This is a genomic window from Arthrobacter sp. UYCu511 (genome assembly GCF_040547105.1).
In the GTDB taxonomy this organism is placed as follows: domain Bacteria; phylum Actinomycetota; class Actinomycetes; order Actinomycetales; family Micrococcaceae; genus Specibacter; species Specibacter psychrochitiniphilus.
Window position 1 is genome coordinate 79693 of the sequence record NZ_JBEPPB010000012.1, and the last position, 16686, is coordinate 96378.

The following is a 16686-nucleotide window of genomic DNA, read 5'->3' on the forward strand; positions in this document are numbered from 1 at the left end:
GGCTACGCGGCCTCCCTTTCATTCGAAGCGGACTGTTTGGCAGCGTAAGCGGCGGCTGCCTCACGAACCCAGGCTCCGTCGTCGTGCGCGGCACGGCGGCGTTCCATACGCTGGGCATTGCAGGGGCCACGGCCGGCCAGGACCTCCTTGAACTCTGCCCAATCGAGCGGGCCGTAGTCCCAGGACTTGGTGTCCTCGTTGAAGCGGACGTCAGGGTCCGGCAGCTCGAGCTCCAGGACCTTGACCTGCTCGGCGAGCATGCCCACAAAGCGGGAACGGAGCTCGTCATTGCCAAATCTCTTGATGTTCCAGGCCATGGATTTGCTGGTATTGGGCGAATCGGCGTCCGGCGGGCCGAACATCATCAGCGACGGCGCGTACCAGCGGTTCACGGCATCCTGCGCCATGGCCTTCTGCCCGGGTGTGCCGTGGGAAAGCTCCAGCAGGATCTCGAAACCCTGGCGCTGGTGGAAGGATTCCTCCTTACAAATACGCACCATGGCCCGGGCATACGGGCCGTACGACGCCCGGCACAGCGGCACCTGGTTCGTGATGGCGGCACCATCCACCATCCACCCAATGGCGCCCATGTCCGCCCAGCTCACGGTGGGGTAGTTGAAAATGGAGGAGTACCGGGCCTTGCCGGCCAGGAGAGCCTCCGTCATCTCATCCCGGGTGGTGCCCAGGGTTTCCGTGGCGGAGTACAGGTACAGCCCGTGCCCGGCCTCGTCCTGCACCTTCGCCATGAGGATGGCCTTGCGCTTCAGGCTGGGGGCACGCGTGATCCAGTTGGCCTCCGGCTGCATGCCAATGATCTCCGAATGCGCGTGCTGGGACATTTGCCGCACCAGCGCATGGCGGTAGTCGGCGGGCATCCAGTCCTTCGGCTCAATCCGTGAATCCTTGGCGATGACTGCATCAAAGTTGGCTTGCCCGGCGTCATCGACGGGCTGATTCTCTGCCATGGCCTCTCCATTCAGGGCGGCCATTTATAATTACCGACCGTTCGTTCAGGATATAGTGGAGTGCGTGGGCAGTCAATGAATCTACGCAGCCTTTGCAGGGCATCCCACGGTGGCGGAGTGATTCCATTGACAGGCCGCGCACAAGGGTATTACCTAATGAACATTCGGTAGGAAACTTTGGGAGCACACATGGCTGCGGTTGATTCAGGCGTAGGGACCGAAGCGGGGCCCGCCCATGCGATCCTGCTCAATGACCGCGCGTCCAAGTGGCTCGGTATCGAGGTGCTCGAGGTGGCAAATGGGCATGTGGTCATCGCCATGACGCTGCGCGAAGAAATGATGAACGGTTTTGGTTCCACTCACGGCGGGATGATCTTCGCCTTCGCCGATTCCGCGTTTGCCATGGCCTGCAACCCTCCCGGCGGGGACGGGGACAGCGTCACTGTTGCCTCCGGCGTCGACATTAATTTTCTGACACCAACACACACGGGCCAGCGCATCACAGCCGTCGCGACGCTGCGCCAGCAACAGGGGCGCAGTGGGCTGTACGACGTGCAGGTCTTCACCGGTGATGCCGATTCTCCCACCGTGGTTGCGGAATTCCGTGGCCGCAGCCGTACCATCCCCAAGAAACACCCGCATTGAAAGGCCCATCCCATGACCAGCACAAGCAATGAACAAGGGGCCGATCCTGCCCAGCTGGACCCCGCCGAGCTCATGAGCCGCGACGAGTTAGCGGCGTTGCAGCTCACCCGACTCCAACAGAGCGTGGCCTGGGCCTATGAACGAGTGCCCCTCTACAAGCGCAAGTTCGACGACGCCGGCGTCCACCCCTCCGACGTGAAGGAACTGGCGGACCTGGCGAAATTCCCGTACACCACCAAGGAGGACCTGCGGCAGGAATATCCCTTTGGCATGTTTGCCGTGCCGCAAAGCCAGGTGGTGCGCATTCATGCCAGTTCCGGCACCACCGGCCGGCCCACGGTGGTGGGGTACACCAAGAACGACATCAGCATGTGGGCCTCGCTCGTGGCCCGGTCCATGCGCGCCTCGGGGGTCCGTCCTGGCATGAAGGTCCATAACGCCTACGGCTATGGATTGTTTACGGGAGGCCTAGGCGCACACTACGGTGCCGAGGCACTGGGCACCACAGTGATTCCCATGTCCGGCGGGCAGACGGAGAAGCAGGTGCAACTGATTCTGGACTTCGATCCCGACGCCATCATGTGCACGCCCACCTACTTATTGACCATCATGGATGCCATGGCGCACGGAGGGATCGACCCACGGACCACCTCGCTGAAGTTTGCCGTGTGCGGCGCCGAACCATGGACGGAGGAGATGCGGACGGAATTAGAGACGGGCATGGGCTTGGACGCGTGCGATATTTATGGGCTGTCCGAGGTCATGGGGCCGGGGGTGGCCGGTGAATGTGTGGAGACGAAGGACGGCAACCATGTGTGGGAGGACCATTTCATCCCGGAGATCGTGGACGCCTTTGACCACGCCACGGCACTGCCGGACGGCGAAAAGGGCGAGCTGGTGTTTACCTCGCTGACCAAGGAAGCAATGCCCGTCATCCGGTACCGCACCGGGGACCTCTCCTGTCTCATGCCGGGCACAGCCCGCCCGGCCATGCGCAGGATGGAGCGCATCTCCGGACGCAGCGACGACATGATCATCCTGCGCGGGGTGAACATGTTCCCGTCACAAATTGAGGAAATTGCGCTGCGCATCCCGGCGCTGAGCCCGCACTTCCAGCTGGAACTGACCCGCACCGGGCGCCTCGACCAGCTGACCATCCACATTGAACCGAGGGAGAACACCAGCGCGGAGGAGCGCACTGGTGCCGCTGCCACGTTGCAACATCACATCAAGGCCACCATCGGCTCCTCCTGCACCGTGGACGTGGTGGAACCTGGCTCCCTGGCACGCTCCAACGGCAAGCTGCGCCGCATCTACGACAACCGCCCCAAGCCCTGACCCGCTGGCCTACCGACCCCCGTGAGAAACTAGGAAACATGCCCAACTCCGCCCCCACCGGCACACCCGCCACTCCCGTCAAACGCGGCAGGCCTGGGTATGACCAGCAGTCAGTGCTGCGAATTGCCGTGGGCGTTTTCAACAAGCACGGCTACGAGGCCACCTCCATGGGGATCCTCGCCGAGCAACTGGGCATCTCCAAATCCGCGATCTACCACCACTTCCCATCCAAGGAAGAACTGTTGCGCCAGGCTTTGGAGGAGGCGCTGGGTGGCCTCGAAGCTATGTTGATGCTCGACGGCGCCACGTCCGGAGCGCCCGAAGCCCGCCTCGAGTTTGTGCTGCGGGGGATGATCGCGGTGCTCGTGGACCGACTCCCCTTTGTCACCTTGCTGCTGCGGCTGCGCGGAAACACGGAGATGGAACGGGATGCGATGGCCCGCCGGCGCACCTTCGACCGCGCCATGACCGCACTTGTTGCAGACGCCCAGAACTCCGGAACACTGAGGGATGACATCGAAGCCGCCTCCATCAGCAGACTGCTTTCCGGAACCATAAATTCAATCGTTGAATGGTACCGGCCAGGCGGGAAACTCACTGCCGAACAGCTAGCCGACGACGTGCTGGCCATGTCCTTTCAGGGCCTGCGCTGCTAATTCGGCCAGCTGCCGGCACAGCCGCTTCCTGTTCGAAATAGCTGATGAGAGGTAATTTTCCCGAACGATTCCTCCACAGTTCGAATAGTTTCTAGAGTTTTCCACATTTCATATATTTCACCGAACAATGTCAGTGCCTACGCGTAATGTTTGCCCTATGGAGACGACGGCAAAGGAGCCCGGTTACACCGGATCCCCGCAGGACGGCAGGGCAGTTGATGGACATGTCCACCATCTGCTGGCACTTGCCGAAGCGCTCGCCACATCTGCCGCCACACGCACGGAGCCCAAGGCCTTCGTTGCCGCCCCCTTGGGCGTTGAGCTTGCTTCTCTTACGGACAACGATGTCGCGGCGTGGTCGCAAACCCTTGAGCACTTGAACCGCTTCCTGCAGGGGCTGATCGTACACACCTCCGGCGAACTAGCCGAACGCATTTCAGCCGGACGGTACCAGGAATCCGGGGCACGGACACCCGTAGACTTCCTGAGTTCATCCTTGAAGCTGAGCCGCGCAGAAGCCAACAACCGGCTGCGGCTGGCGCAAAGGTTCCTGCCGTCCACCGACCCACTGACCCACGTGGAGACCGAGCCCAGCCAGCAAACTCTCGGATCGGCCCTCTTCTCCGGCAAAGTATCCATAGAGCAGGCGCTGGTGGTGTCCGGTTTCGTCGACAAAGCCAGCCATCTAGCCAAATCGGGAGTTGTTGATGCCCAAGATGTGTCTTCACTTGAGAGCACGCTCAGCGAACACGCCGAAGTGGAGCCGCCGTATTTCCTACGGCACCTGGGTATCAGAGCGCTAGCGCTGCTTGACCCAGACGGGGAAAAGCCATCCGAGTCGCAACGGTTGGCAAAACAAGGACTTTCCTTCCACCGCCCGTATAAGGGGTGGGTCAGGATGGACGGCTACCTGACCATCAACCAATATGAACAAACAATGGCATGCATCGACTGGGCAACGAACCCCAAGCGGGCGGACAACCAGAGCGAGGAATCTTCCCAATCCCCCACCGAGAACGAGGCGACTCCGGGCGGCAGCGGGGCGCCTGGCAGCGGGGCGCCTGGCAGCAGGGCAGACGACAGCAGGGCGAAGGGCACCGGGGCGCAGCCTCCTCAGGAAACTCTGTTGCGGACTCTTCTCGGTGACACCGGTACGGGCCCATCTGCGCCCACAACAGGGCCAGGATGGCGCAGGCGCTTAAATCCGGACGAAATCCCGCCGCGACCGCCGGATGCACCTCCCCATGCGTCACCTCAGGTTCACGAAGGCGATTCATGGTTCTGGATTCCAGGTATCCCGGATCCTGGCCCCCAACCTTCGCCCAAGCAATGGCCCCCACCAGCAAGCCACGCAGCGCAGGAAACCGCAGAAAATTCCGGTTGGTCGGGATCGGATCTCGATGACACGGGTTATCTGGAAGAGGGTGGCTCCGCCGACGGAAGTTCCGCGGAAAGTACGGAACCGTGGCCACATCTGATCAATGGCGTCTCGGTTCCTGCACCAGGATCTGAAGATGCCCTACCCGGGTTGAGCCCCATCGATCCTGATAGCACTGATCCTGCAGTCAAGGACCGGCGCACTCGGGCACAAATGTTGTTGGACGGCATGCTCCATTGCCTCGCTATGGCCGCAGGTACGGGCAAATTGTCCCTGAATGGCGGGTTGAAGACCCAGCTGTACCTGTCACTGACACAAGATGATTTGGACTGCCGCAAGGGAGCGGGGAGTATCGATTCCCCCTACAGCGGACAAGTACCCCTGGCGCTGTTCAACGAAGAAGTGTGCGGCGCTGAAGTCACGGAAGTATTGCATGATAGCAACGGAGCAATCCTGGATGTCGGCCGTACGCAACGGCTTTTCACCTTCGCACAACGGAAAATTCTCGTGGCCAGGGACATGGGCTGCGTGTTCCCCGACTGCATGGCACCGCCGCAATGGACCCAGGCCCACCACATCATCCCTTGGCAGGACGGTGGGCCCACCAGCATCGATAACGGAGTGCTGTGCTGCAGCCTGCATCATCATTACCTGCACGACAGGGGATGGACGGTCAGGCTCGACGGCGGCACCGCATGGTTCACGCCTCCTTGGTCCGAAGACATGACCCGCAGGGAACGCCGCAACACCTACCACCACGACCGTGGCCGTCACTAACCGCCCGCATCAGGGGTAAAGCGTGTTTTCCTTTTCCACGAGGGTCAGGACATCGTAGCTGGCCACGATGTCGCCGTTTTGATTGTGCAGCACAGTGTCCCAACACACCTCACCGTAGTCATCGGTGACGCGCGGACTGATTTGCTTGGCCGTGAGGGTAACCCGAATGGAGTCCCCGGGCGCGACCGGTGTCAAAAAGCGCAGGTTCTCCAGACCATAGTTAGCCAGGACGGGCCCCGGCGCGGGCTCCACAAACAGCCCGGCAGCCCAAGACACCAACAAATAGCCGTGTGCCACGATGCCCGGGAAGAACGGGTTCTTCTCCGCGGCAACCGGGTCCGTATGGGCGTAGAACGTGTCGCCGGTGGACTGGGCAAATGCCGTGATGTCCGCCAAGGTGACCTGCCTCAGCCCCGACGCGAATGCGTCCCCGATCCGCAACTCCGCGAGCGATTTCCGGAACGGGTGCACAGCACCTTCCATCCCGCCATACTCGGGGTCACCAGCAACAACACGATCCGCGCCTGCGTGCCACACCCCGGTCACGGCCGTGAGCATGTTCGGCGAACCCTGGATGGCGGTGCGTTGCATGTGGTGCATGACCGAACGGATGCCACCCAGCTCCTCACCGCCGCCAGCCCGCCCCGGGCCACCGTGCACCAGGTGCGGTACGGGTGAACCATGCCCGGTTGAGCTGCGTGCATCCTCCCGGTTAAGCATCAGCACGCGGCCGTGGTGCCCGGCAATACCCGTCACCACGGACCGGGCAAAGTCGGGATCGTTTGTGCAGACGGTCGCCACGAGGGAGCCGGCCCCCAGCGCCGCGAGCCGGACCGCCTCGGAGGCGCCGCCGTCGTGCATGGAAAAACCCAGCACCCCGCACACCGGGCCGAATGCCTCCAGGGTGTGCACGGCGGGGGAATCGGGGTCGGCCCAGTCCAGCAGGACCGGGGACATGAACGCGCCCCCACCGGCAGAACCAACGTCAGGGGCATCGAGCGTCCCCCAGGCGAGCGTGCCCCCGGAGTGGAGCATGGTGTCGACGGCGGCGCGAACGGAGGAGAGCTGGTCGAGGGAGGCGAGCGCGCCCATCGTGACGCCTTCGGTGCGCGGGTCCCCCACCACCACGCGCCCGGCCAGCCGGGCACCGATCGCCTCAATCACTGCCGGTTTCAACTGCTCCGGGACGATGGCACGGCGCACTGCCGTACACTTTTGCCCGGCCTTGACGGTCATTTCCGTAACCACAGAGCGGATGAACGCATCAAATTCCGGGGTCCCCGGCACGGCGTCGGGCCCAAGGATGGCTGCGTTGAGCGAGTCCGTCTCGGCGTTGAAGCGGACCCCTCCGGCGGCCACGTTTGGGTGTGCGCGCAGCAAGTTGGCGGTACTGGCGGAACCGGTAAAGGAGACCATGTCGCGGTAGTCCAGCGCGTCCAGGATGCTGCGGGCCGGGCCGGACAGCAGTTGGAGCGAACCCGGGGGCAGTATCCCGGATTCCACCATCATGCGCACGCCGGCAACGGCCAGTTCCATGCTGGGGGTGGCTGGTTTCACCACGGTGGGCACGCCGGCAATGAACGCCGGTGCAAACTTTTCCAGCATGCCCCACACGGGGAAATTGAAGGCGTTGATCTGCACAGCCACGCCGGGGATGCGTGTGTAAATGTGCTCTCCGGCAAACGAGCCGTCCTTGCTGAGCACCTCCAGAGGCCCGTCCACAATGACGTTTGAGTTGGGCAGTTCACGCCGGCCCTTGGAGGAATACGTGAACAGCACGCCAATGCCGCCGTCAATATCCACCATGGAATCACCCCGTGTGGCGCCGGTCCTGGCGGAGATCTCATACAGTTCCTCACGCCGACCGTTGAGATATGTGGCCAGTTCGCGCAGCTTCAAGGCCCGCTGGTGGAGGGTCAACTTCCCGAGCTCAGCCTGCCCCGTTGTCCGCCCATAATGTACTGCAGCGCTCAGGTCTAGGCCTTCGGTTGACACCCGTCCCAGCACCTCCCCCGTACTGGCGTCCAACGCCTCGGTGCCGCCGGATCCTTCCGGTACCCACCATTTGTCCTGGACATAGCTGGGCATCATTTCAATTGTGGTGTTCATGGTGCATTCCTTCGCTCGATTTCGGGCTCAGTCCAGTCGAAAAATCCCTTGCCAGTTTTACGTCCCAACTCGCCACGGGCCACCTTGTCGCGCAAAATCTGCGGTGGCGCGAATCTCTCCCCCAACATCGCTGCCAAGTACTCGGCAATCTCCAATCGCACATCCAGGCCCACGATATCCGTGGTGCGCAACGGCCCGGTTTGATGCCGGTAACCGAGCACCATGGCCGCGTCGATGTCCTCTGCCGAGGCCACGCCCTCCTCCAGCATGCGCATGGCCTCCAAGGCCAGCGCTACCCCCAGCCGAGAGGAGGCGAACCCAGGAGAATCACGGACGACGACGGCCGTCTTGCCGAGTGCCTCAACCCACCCTTTCGCCGTGGTCGCTAGTGCGGGTGCAGTTTGTTGGCCCAGCACCACCTCCACCAGCGACGAGGCAGGAACCGGGTTGAAGAAATGCAGACCCACGAAGTTCTCGGGGCGTTGCAGCCCCTCGGCGAGAACGTTGATGGATAGGGAGGAGGTATTGGAGGCCAGGTACGCCTGCGGTGCCAGCTGTTTTTCTACCGTTTGCAGGGCGGAGTTTTTCAGGTCCAGCTCCTCAGGCACGGCCTCCACCACGAGGGCGCAGAGGGCAAAGTCTGTGGAACTGGTGGAGACGGTCAGACGGGCGAGGATTTCGTCAGCACTGCCACGTTCAGCAGTGGGTTCCGGGTTCCGTGCGAGCGAGCCAGCCACCGACTTCGCCACCCTCGCGCGGGCCACAGCTGCCGCCTCGGCGTTGCGCTCCACCACAACTACAGCGCAGCCAGCCATGAGGAAGGCGTGTGCGATCCCTGCCCCCATGCGCCCACCGCCGAGCACTCCCATAAGCTGTGGAAGGACTGGGGAGTGCGATAGCGTTGGCGAAAATGGCCCAAAAGGTGGGATAGCGTCTGATTGGGGCGGGGTCATTTCGCTTTCCTTCGGTCTAGGAAGGCCTGCATGCGCTCAAACTTCGCCGGAGACTCAAATAGCTCCGCCTGCTCCTTGTTGTCCGCCTCCGGGTGCGCGTCGCGGGGCAGGTGGAACACGCGTTTGGTGGCCTGCAGCGCCAACGGGTCCTGAACGCAGATCCGGTCCGCGAGGGCGTGGGCCGCAGCCATGAGTCCGGCTGATTCCACGAGTTCGGTGATGAGTCCGGCACGCAGACAGCCCTTGCCAGTGAGGATGCGTCCGGCCAACAGCATTTCCTTCGCGACGGGCTCCCCCACGAGCTCTTTCAGCCGCCAAGTGGCACCCGCAGCGGCCATGATGCCTAAACCCGCCTCGGGTTGGCCCATGCGCAGGGCTCGGGTGCCAATGCGGAAGTCGGCCGCGTAAGCCAGCTCGGCCCCGCCACCCAATGCGTACCCATCTAGGGCCGCGATGACGGGCAGGGGCAGGCGGGCAATCCGCTCAAACAGCCCGGAATTGATGCCGGCCAAGGCATCCTCCCGGCACCGCTCCTTCAGCTCGGCAATGTCCGCGCCGGAGGCAAAAACGCCCTTCGTGCCAGCGGCTTCATCCGCCGGGGTGCCAGAGAGGATGAGCACTTTGGGTTCCGCTTCCAGCATCCCGGCGACGGTGTTCAGCTCCGCCACCATGGCCGCATCAATCGCGTTGCGCACCTGCGGCCGGTTCAGCCGGACGGCAACACGGTCCGCCGCCTCGGTGACCAGCAGCGTGGCGAAAGTTTTGGGTGGGAGGTGGTGCTCGGCGCGCTCCATCAGAGTCCCTCTACGAGCAGTGCGGCGCCTTGGCCCACGCCGACGCACATGGTGGCCAGGCCCAGCCCGCCACGGGCTTCGCGTTCCAGCCGCCCCAACAGCGTGATGACAATGCGTGAGCCGGAGGAGCCCAGCGGGTGTCCCAGGGCGATGGCGCCGCCGTCAAGGTTGACGGTGCCGGGGTCCAGTCCGAGCTCGCGGATGCAGGCCAGGGACTGTGAGGCGAACGCTTCGTTGAGTTCGACGGCGGCAAGCTGCCCAACGCCGATCCCTTGCCGTTCGAGGAGCTTGCGGGTGGCTGCGACGGGGCCCATGCCCATGATTTCCGGGGCGAGTCCGGCCGTGGCGCCGCCGACGATGCGGGCGCGCGGGATCAGCCCGTACCGTTTTAGGGCGGCTTCGGAGGCGACGAGGATGGCGGAGGCGCCATCGTTCAGGGTGGAGGAGTTGCCGGCCGTGACCACAGTGCCGCCGCGTACCACCGGCCGGAGTCCGGCCAGGACGCTGGCGGTGGTGTCGGGGCGCGGGCCTTCGTCGTCAATGACCATGGTGTTGCCGTTGCGGCCGGGGACTGTGACGGGCACGATTTCGGCCGTGAAGTGGCCGGCGGCAATGGCTGCCAGGGCGCGTTCGTGGGAACGGAACGCGAAGGCGTCGCAGTCCTCGCGGCTGGTGTTGAACCGGCGGGCGACCTCCTCGGCGGTTTCGGTCATGGAGAACGTCATTTTGCCGTCGCGGGACAGCTCGCCGGAGAGGAAGCGCGGGTTGGTGAAGCGCCAACCTATGGAGGTGTCGAAGCTGGCGCCGGGCTTGGCGAAAGCCTTCTCCGGTTTCGCCATGACCCAGGGCGCGCGGGACATGGATTCCACGCCGCCTGCCACAACTAAGTCCGCATCGCCGGCGCTGACCATGTTTCCGGCCAAGGTAATGGCACTCATGCCGGAGGCGCACAGCCGGTTGACTGTAATGCCGGGGACGGTGTCCGGGAAGCCTGCCAGCAACCATGCCATGCGGGCCACGTTGCGGTTTTCCTCCCCTGCCCCGTTGGCGTTGCCGAGGATCACCTCGTCCACGGCGGCCGGGTCGATCCCGGTGCGGGCGACGAGTTCCCCGACCACGAGAGCGGCGAGATCGTCGGGGCGAACGCTGGATAGCGCTCCCCCATAACGGCCCACGGGCGTGCGCACGCCATCCACCAGGAACGCCTGCGGCACCTTTTGTGACATGGCCACACCCTTCACGGATCACGTGGGTGTGCGGAACGGCGGGGGCCTTCCGCACGGCACGGCCAGCATCATTACCGACCGTTCGTTCTATAAATATTCCATGCGCCGGGCAGGCGGTCAACCATCCCGGCCTGAAGGATCTAGCGCAAGGCCGGGGAGTTGGCTGGGACCAGGACCTTGACGGCTTGCGGCAGTACCCCGATCTCCGCGGGCAGGGGTGCAACCAGCTCGCCGTCGGCGTAGACGTTGAGGGGCTTGCTGGCCTTGATGGTCACGGCGGCGCCCCGACTGAACGTGATGTTGCGCTGGCCCAGATGCGCGCCGCGGTAGGAGCGCAGGAAGGTGGCTGCCACGCCCAAAATTCCCGCCCGGCCCAGGGACACCACATCCAGCTGGCCATCGTCCACCTTGGCCTGCGGACAAATCCGCAACCCGCCGCCGTACTGGCCCACATTACCCACAGCTACGAACCAGCCGGGAAACACCGCCTGGCGCCCGTCCACGGACAGCGTGAACGTCACGTTTTTCCAGTCCAGGAACGCCTTGAGTCCGCCATAGAGGTAGACGAACGGGCCCAGGTTCAGACGCGCCGAGTTGCCATATTCGTTGGCCAGGCCGTCAAAGCCAACATTCGCCACACCAAGATACGGCCGCCCGTTCACGGTTCCCATGTCCAGGTCCCGGGTGACCAGCCGGCCGAGGCTGCCAATGGCTTTTACCGGGTCCAAGGCCAGCCCAAGACGGCGCACGGTGTCATTGCCGCGGCCACCTGCCAACGGCAGCAACACGGCCCCCGACTCCTTGGCACCTGCGGCACTGGCACCCAGAAAGCCGTCGCCACCCAGCACCGCGACGATGCTGCCTGCTGCTGCGGCGCCGGCGTGTTCGGTGGCATCGGCCAGGTTCTCCGTGATGTGGACGGTGGGCGTGAATCCTGCGCCTTCCAAGGCTGCAACCGTGCGTGGCAGCAGCTTCATGCTGCGGCCGTGACCCGACGTCGGATTGACCAGAAGTAGGATGGGCCCGCCACTTATATCAGGACTCCCCGGCCTGCCACGTGGGGCACTCATTGCGCGCCTCCCCTACCGAAGGCCCCGGAGGCTGCCAGGGCAAGGATCTGCGCCACACGCTCCCGCGCCTTGTCTGCGTCAGCGGGCACAAAAGCCAGCCGGGTGCGCCGCTCAAGTAGGTCTTCTACGGTGGCGGCGCCCTCGGCGAGCACTGCGAACAGGATTTCCGCACCGGTAATGTCGGTCCCTTCAAACAGGGGCTCGGCAAGGATGGTCTCCAGCAGCGCAAGCCCGTGGACCTCAACAGCTTCGGTGCCATATTTCGCCACCAGCCGGGCTGGCACAGGGAGGTTCCGCAGCACTGTGGCCGGCGCCGCCCCTACCAGCGGCAGGGTTTTGGTGCGGCACTGCGCGCTGGAGCCGAGCCGTCCCACAACTGCATCCACCGCGTCTTGGGCCATGCGCCGGTACGTGGTCATTTTTCCGCCCACAATGGTGATGGGCATGCCCGGCTCGTTGCGGACCAGGTGGCGTCGGGAGATGTCGGAGGTGCCGTCAAACCCGTCACCATGAGCAGCCTCGGCCAGGGGCCGCAACCCGGCGAAGGTTCCCACAACGTCGTCGTGCGTCAGGGGCACCGCCAGGGTGGCATTGACAACGTCCAGGAGGAAGTCGACGTCGTGCGGCGGCACCAGCGGATGGTGTCCGTCCGCGCTGTGGTCTTCCTCATCGGTGAGCCCAATGTAGACCCGGCCGCCGGGTTCCGGGAGCACAAAGACGTAGCGGCCAAAGTGCCCCGGCACGGCCACAGTGTGCGCGGCGTGAGGCTGGCCGAGCCGCTCCGCCCGGACCACCAAGTGGGTGCCGCGGCTGGGCGTGACGGTCAGGCCGGGGTCAAAGTCGGCAGCCCACACACCCGTCGCGTTCACCACGGAACGGGCCCGGATGCGCAGGGGCGCACCGTTGCGCACATCGACGGCGTCGACGGTTTCCGCCGTCATGGCGGTTGCCCGGACGTCGCGCAGGATGTGCGCGCCAAGCCCGGCCGCAGTGCGTGCAACACCCAAAACCAGCCGGGCATCATCCACTACTTGGCCGTCCCAGTACAGGTAGCCGCGCCGCAGTTTGGCGACATCGAGGCCGGGAGCCAGCGCGGCAACAGCCTGGCTGGAAAGCAGCTGCGGGCGTGGCAGAACCTTGCTGCCCAATCCGGAAAGGCGCCGCAGGGCGTCATAAATAACTGTCCCAAAACCGGCCACGAGCCCCTCCCAGACCGGTGCGCTGCGGGCATCCGGGATGACAAAGCCCAGTGGCCGAATCAGGTGCGGGGCAATGGTGGCCATGAGCCAGCGCCGCTCCCTTGCCGACTCCCAAGCCACGGGGAACTCCATTTTTGCCAGGTACCGCAGTCCGCCATGGACCAGTTTGGAGCTGTAGCCGCTGGTCCCAGATGCGAGGTCGCCGCTCTCAATCAGCGCCACGCTCAGGCCCCGACTCACGGCATCCAGTGCCACGCCCGCCCCCGTGATGCCGCCGCCCACCACCGCCACATCCACCATGTTTTCGGCCACGTACGCAAGCGAGCTCTGCCTGGTGGTCTCGTTGATCCAGCTGGAGTTCGGCGTCATGATTGGCTGCCTTCGCCTGTGACGTTCGAGGGCGTGAGGTAGCGTTCCAGCATTTTCGTCAGCTCTGTGAGGGATTCCTCGAAGGCGCCCATCCGGAACAGGACCCGGCAGGACAGTGCGAGTCCCTGGACGGCGAGCAGAAGCATTGTGGCCGTGCCTTCTGCGGATTCAATGCTGCCGTCCCGGACACCGGAATCCAGCAGCTCATGCAGTTGGTCAAGGATGAGCTGCTGGCTGGCCCCAAGCCTGTCGGTGACGTAGGGGATCAGAAATTCCGGGTCACGTTCGGCTATGGAACCCAGCAGGTCGGAGGTGGCGAAGACCCGCACACTTTCCACGGCGAAGTGGACCAGCTGTTGGCGGCCGGTACCAGCCGGGGTTCCGGTCTGCACTGTTGAGGTGTAGGCCCGAAACTCCTGCGTCAGGGCCGCGAGCACTGCGTTCTCCACGGATCCCATGCGGCGGTAAAACGTCATGCGGGAGATGCCTGCGCGCTCGGCAATGTCGTTGGCCGTGGTGCGCCGCACCCCGTGCAGCACCACTGACTCCCTGATCGCGGCGATCAGCTTTTCATCCGGCATCTTTTCATCTACCGGCAAGATGGTACGTTGTGATGCCATGTGTCACACTGTATCCCATGGTGACCCACGTTACAGATGAAGTTCCCCGCTCTGTTTGGTATGGCTGGGGTGACCCCTCCCGGGGGAAACCACTGGGGTCGCACGCCTTGGAATTCCTGCGTCGCACACTCAAATTGGGCAGCGTCGCCCAGAATCACCCACCGGTGGAGCTGTCCGATGTGCGTGTTGGACCTGTCACCTTGGCCGATGACGTAGTGACGCAATTGCGGGCCATCACGGGAGCAGACCACGTTGCCACCGACGCCACCACCCGCATCCTGCACGCTGGCGGAAAGAGCACACCAGACCTGATCCGGCGCCGCAGCGGCGACGCGCTGGACGCTCCCGACGCCGTCGTCTTTCCCGGCACCGCCGAAGAAGTCCGCGCAGTCCTGGCCCTCTGTGTGCAGCGAAAACTGGCTGTTGTCACCTTTGGTGGCGGCACGTCCGTGGTGGGCGGCGTGGAACCGCTGCGGGGACGTTTTGCCGGCGTCATCACCGTAGACATGGCGCGCATGGACAAGCTGCTTCATGTGGATTCGTTGGCCCGGACGGCAACGTTTGAGGCCGGCATCCGCGGTCCGGCCATTGAGGCTGCGCTTGCCCCATATGGCATGACGCTGGGCCATTTTCCGCAGAGTCATCAGGAGGCGACGCTGGGCGGATACGTGGCCACCCGCTCCGCAGGCCAGGCCTCAACCGGTTACGGCCGCTCCAATGATCTGGTCAAGTCCGCGCATCTTGAAACACCTGCCGGTGCGTTCGACGTCGGCTCCCCGGCCCCCGGAACGGCCGCCGGCCCCAAGTTGCTGGATGTGGTGGTTGGCAGTGAAGGGACCTTGGGCGTCATCACGAGTGCCACGGTCAAGGTGGTGCCCGTGCCGGCGCAGAAGGTGTACGGATCATGGGCCTTTCCCTCTTTTGAGGCAGGTGCTGAGGCCCTGCGCAGGCTCAAGCACGACGGCGCACGAGGTGACATGCCGCATGTGTGCCGGTTGAGCGATACGGACGAAACGGCGTCGACCTTTAAGCTGGGCGGTTGGAAAACCGGGGCACTGGCACGTTATCTGGGCATTCGCGGGCAGAAGACACCGGCCATGGCGCTGTTCGTGTGGGAAGGTGACGCGCGGGAAAACAGGGCAGGCAAGCGGCGCAGCGCCAAGATCATGCGGGCCGCTGGCGGCATTTCCATGGGCCCGTTGCCTGGAAAGTCGTGGGAGCACGGGCGGTTCAGCGGCCCGTATCTGCGCGATGAGCTGCTCACGCGCGGCGTGTATGTGGAGACGCTGGAGACGGCGGCCACGTGGGGACTGCTAGCGGGAACGTACGCCAGTGTCAGGGCGGCCATCCTCGATTCCCTGCAGATAAACGGCGCCGCAGCGTACGTGCAGACCCACATTTCGCACGTCTATTCCGACGGCGCATCCCTGTACTTCACATTCCTGTCCGGTCTGGAAGCGGATGGCCTGGCCCAGAACGCGCGGGTGAAGGCGGCGGCGTCGGGAGCCATTGTTGCCGCCGGCGCCACCATCACCCACCACCACGCCGTCGGAATAGACCACGCACCGTACATGGGTGCCGAGATCGGGGAGTTGGGCATCAAGGTGCTGGCTGGCATCAAGAACACCCTGGATCCCGAAGGCATCATGAACCCCGGCAAACTGATTCCCCGTACCACCGCACCTCCCGTCACCACCTCCCCCACCACAAAGGAAACCCCATGAGCAACACCCTCGAAAACCTTTCCGGGCAGACCATCCTGATCACTGGCGCCGCCATGGGAATGGGCAAAATGTACGCCCACCTGGCCGTGGCGGACCACGCCGCGCATGTTGTGTTGTGGGACATCAATGCTCAGATGCTGGAGCAGGCCGCAGCGGAAATGCGCGGGCGCGGGGCTGAAATTCACGCCTACGCGGTGGATGTCAGCAAGCTCGAAGACATTGAGGCGGCCGCACAGAAGGTGCGGGATGAGGTGGGCACCCCGGACGTCCTGATCAACAATGCCGGCATTGTGCGTGGCAAGTACTTTTGGGAGCACGACCAGCGCGCAGACATTGTCGCCACCATGTCCATCAACACCCTGGCCCTGATGCACATCACCCGAGAATTCCTGCCGGAGATGATTGCCGGAGGCAGGGAGTCGCGGATTGTCAACGTCGCCTCAGCCGCGGGGCTGCTGGCCAATCCCCGGATGAGTGTCTATTCCTCCTCCAAGTGGGCCGTGATTGGCTGGAGCGATTCCCTGCGGCTGGAGCTGAAGCAGGCCGGCCACAACCAGATCAAGGTCACCACATTCTGCCCCTCCTACATCAAAACAGGCATGTTCGAAGGTGCCCGCGGGCCACTGTTCACCCCTCTCATGGAACCGGCAGCTGTCACGGAGCGCGTGTGGCGGGCCATGAAGGAAGGCACGCCCATGCTCATGATGCCTTGGACCGTGAAGTTGAGCACGGCCCTGCGTGGAGTGCTGCCGATCGCGGCATGGGACGTGGTGGCCGGACGCGTTTTTGGCGTCTACAAGTCAATGGAGCATTTCACTGGCCGCAAATAACTCCCGGCGCTCTGCTGTTGGCTGACACCCCGC

Annotated in this window: 14 protein-coding genes; 6 read left to right on the forward strand and 8 right to left on the reverse strand. The window is 64.0% G+C overall.

Annotated elements, in window-relative coordinates; translation table 11 throughout:
* Positions 1-2 precede the first annotated feature (2 nt).
* Positions 3-965, reverse strand: coding sequence for a 1,2-phenylacetyl-CoA epoxidase subunit PaaA (gene paaA / locus ABIB48_RS15115; RefSeq protein ID WP_502914140.1), 963 nt, complete (start codon positions 963-965; stop codon positions 3-5).
* A 189-nt stretch (positions 966-1154) separates the two neighbouring features.
* Between paaA and paaI the strand changes: the two genes are divergently transcribed.
* The 4 genes from paaI to ABIB48_RS15135 all read left to right on the forward strand — a co-directional run bounded on the left by paaI (position 1155) and on the right by ABIB48_RS15135 (position 5759).
* Positions 1155-1610, forward strand: coding sequence for a hydroxyphenylacetyl-CoA thioesterase PaaI (paaI, locus tag ABIB48_RS15120; RefSeq protein ID WP_354213514.1), 456 nt, complete (start codon positions 1155-1157; stop codon positions 1608-1610).
* Between the two features lie 12 nt (positions 1611-1622).
* The gene (gene paaK, locus ABIB48_RS15125) at positions 1623-2948 is read left to right on the forward strand and encodes a phenylacetate--CoA ligase PaaK (RefSeq protein ID WP_354213515.1); all 1326 of its coding nucleotides are present in this window, start codon (positions 1623-1625) and stop codon (positions 2946-2948) included.
* Positions 2949-2986: 38 nt separating this feature from the next.
* On the forward strand, positions 2987-3604 hold the full coding sequence (locus tag ABIB48_RS15130; RefSeq protein WP_354213516.1) for a TetR/AcrR family transcriptional regulator: 618 nt from the start codon (positions 2987-2989) through the stop codon (positions 3602-3604).
* A 157-nt stretch (positions 3605-3761) separates the two neighbouring features.
* Entirely contained in the window at positions 3762-5759 is a 1998-nt protein-coding gene (locus ABIB48_RS15135) for an HNH endonuclease signature motif containing protein (RefSeq protein ID WP_354213517.1), read from the forward strand.
* A 9-nt stretch (positions 5760-5768) separates the two neighbouring features.
* Here ABIB48_RS15135 and paaZ read toward each other — a convergent pair whose 3' ends face one another.
* The 7 genes from paaZ to ABIB48_RS15170 all read right to left on the reverse strand — a co-directional run bounded on the left by paaZ (position 5769) and on the right by ABIB48_RS15170 (position 14099).
* Positions 5769-7868 carry a phenylacetic acid degradation bifunctional protein PaaZ gene (paaZ, locus tag ABIB48_RS15140; RefSeq protein WP_354213518.1) on the reverse strand — a complete coding sequence of 700 codons (2100 nt, stop codon included), beginning with the start codon at positions 7866-7868 and terminating at the stop codon, positions 5769-5771.
* Positions 7865-8713, reverse strand: coding sequence for a 3-hydroxyacyl-CoA dehydrogenase family protein (locus tag ABIB48_RS15145; RefSeq protein ID WP_502914141.1), 849 nt, complete (start codon positions 8711-8713; stop codon positions 7865-7867). The genes paaZ and ABIB48_RS15145 overlap by 4 nt, the downstream gene beginning before the upstream one ends.
* A 104-nt stretch (positions 8714-8817) precedes the next feature.
* On the reverse strand, positions 8818-9615 hold the full coding sequence (locus ABIB48_RS15150; RefSeq protein WP_354213520.1) for an enoyl-CoA hydratase/isomerase family protein: 798 nt from the start codon (positions 9613-9615) through the stop codon (positions 8818-8820).
* Complete coding sequence (locus ABIB48_RS15155) at positions 9615-10841, reverse strand: thiolase family protein (protein WP_354213521.1); 1227 nt, start codon at positions 10839-10841, stop codon at positions 9615-9617. Before ABIB48_RS15155 ends, ABIB48_RS15150 begins: the two co-directional genes overlap by 1 nt.
* 140 nt (positions 10842-10981) lie before the next feature.
* The gene (locus ABIB48_RS15160) at positions 10982-11911 is read right to left on the reverse strand and encodes a diacylglycerol/lipid kinase family protein (protein ID WP_354213522.1); all 930 of its coding nucleotides are present in this window, start codon (positions 11909-11911) and stop codon (positions 10982-10984) included.
* Positions 11908-13479, reverse strand: coding sequence for a glycerol-3-phosphate dehydrogenase/oxidase (locus tag ABIB48_RS15165; RefSeq protein WP_354213523.1), 1572 nt, complete (start codon positions 13477-13479; stop codon positions 11908-11910). The genes ABIB48_RS15160 and ABIB48_RS15165 overlap by 4 nt, the downstream gene beginning before the upstream one ends.
* A complete protein-coding gene (locus tag ABIB48_RS15170; protein WP_110105392.1) occupies positions 13476-14099 on the reverse strand; it encodes a TetR/AcrR family transcriptional regulator in 624 nt (207 codons plus the stop codon). Before ABIB48_RS15170 ends, ABIB48_RS15165 begins: the two co-directional genes overlap by 4 nt.
* A 17-nt stretch (positions 14100-14116) precedes the next feature.
* Here ABIB48_RS15170 and ABIB48_RS15175 point away from each other — a divergent pair, with 17 nt between their 5' ends.
* Together ABIB48_RS15175 and ABIB48_RS15180 are read left to right on the forward strand one after the other, a co-directional pair.
* Entirely contained in the window at positions 14117-15823 is a 1707-nt protein-coding gene (locus tag ABIB48_RS15175; RefSeq protein WP_354213524.1) for an FAD-binding oxidoreductase, read from the forward strand.
* Positions 15820-16653, forward strand: coding sequence for an SDR family oxidoreductase (locus ABIB48_RS15180; protein ID WP_315914402.1), 834 nt, complete (start codon positions 15820-15822; stop codon positions 16651-16653). Before ABIB48_RS15175 ends, ABIB48_RS15180 begins: the two co-directional genes overlap by 4 nt.
* The last annotated feature ends 33 nt before the right edge of the window (positions 16654-16686 follow it).